Genomic DNA, 1,159 nt, shown 5'->3' with positions numbered 1-1,159 from the left:
GGTTACAACCGCTGCGGACATGGCGAAGCTCCTGGTTGCTGCGTGCAGACGGCCGGCGATAACGAATGTGTGGAGCCGCGCCACCTACGACATGACGATTACAGGGCCGAACGCGAGAGTCGAACACATCGCATCGTCGGTGAAGATGATTGAGGATGCCAATGTTCTGGGCGGCAAAACCGGAACGCTCCGCTCCATCACCTACAACCTCGCCATCTGCTCGCGGACATCCTCGGGCGCGAAACTGGCCTCGGTGATCTTGTGCTCTCAATCAGATAGCGCACGCTATGTGGATATGAGGCTCCTGTTGAGCGCACTGGATCAGTTGTAGCTATGCCGCTTCACCGTTGCCGTCGCCGAGTTGTAGGCGCATGCGAGCGACGACCTCATGTAGGCCGGTGCCATGTGAAGCTTTCACGAGAAGCTGGTCTCCTGGGCGGAGGATGCTGACCAGATCGGGCAGAACATCATCCGCTGTTGCATAATGCGGGCCGAGAATGCGCTCCGGCAGCGCACGACGGAGATACGTCATCTGCTCTCCCACCGTGAGCACCGTATCCAGATTTGCCGCGAGAACGGGCTCTGCCAGACTTGCATGGAGTTCAGCCGAGCGCTCTCCCAGTTCTCGCATGTCGCCGAGGAGAGCAAGCTTCCGCCCGCCATTCTCGCATCGCTGGTGTGCGAATGTCGCCAGCACGGCGGCAACCGACGTCGGATTAGCGTTGTACGCCTCATCAAAGATATGAGCGGTACCGGATGCCAGGGCAATGCGCATGACGTTGCCGCGACCGGCGATGGCCTCCATCTCCCCAAGCGCGCTGGCCGCCACGTTCAGATCAAGGCCGAGCGCATCGATTGCCGCAAGCGCGCCAAGGCTGTTGATGGCCATGTGCCGCCCGGGAATACCCAGCCTGTAGGCAAAATCCTGGCCCTTCAGATCCGCATGCACAACCGGGTCGTCAGGTGTGTAATCGACAAGCCGGAAGTCAGCCTCGGGATGTTCTCCGAAGGACACGATTTTCGCCCCGAACGATAGGGCGCGTGTGCGGAGATAATCGAACAGCTCGGAATCCCGAGGGATGATCRCTGTGCCGCCGTCAGCGACGTCATACAGGCGGGCCTTCACTTCGGCGATAGCCTCGCGCGAGCCATATGCTTC

Annotated in this window: 2 protein-coding genes; one reads left to right on the top strand and one right to left on the bottom strand. The window is 60.4% G+C overall.

Going from position 1 to position 1,159, the window contains the following annotated elements; genetic code table 11:
• Positions 1–331, top strand: a 331-nt coding sequence (locus tag ACXJKO_RS31730) for a hypothetical protein (RefSeq protein ID WP_457094971.1), incomplete at its 5' end; no start/stop codon positions are given.
• Here ACXJKO_RS31730 and ACXJKO_RS31725 read toward each other — a convergent pair.
• The coding region (locus tag ACXJKO_RS31725) for a glutamate ligase domain-containing protein (protein ID WP_457094970.1) at positions 332–1,159 on the bottom strand (828 nt) is incomplete at its 5' end.

Source organism: Microvirga sp. P5_D2 (assembly GCF_054049475.1).
Note: the sequence above shows the minus strand (reverse complement) of the source record. Positions and strands in the feature narration are given on the sequence as shown.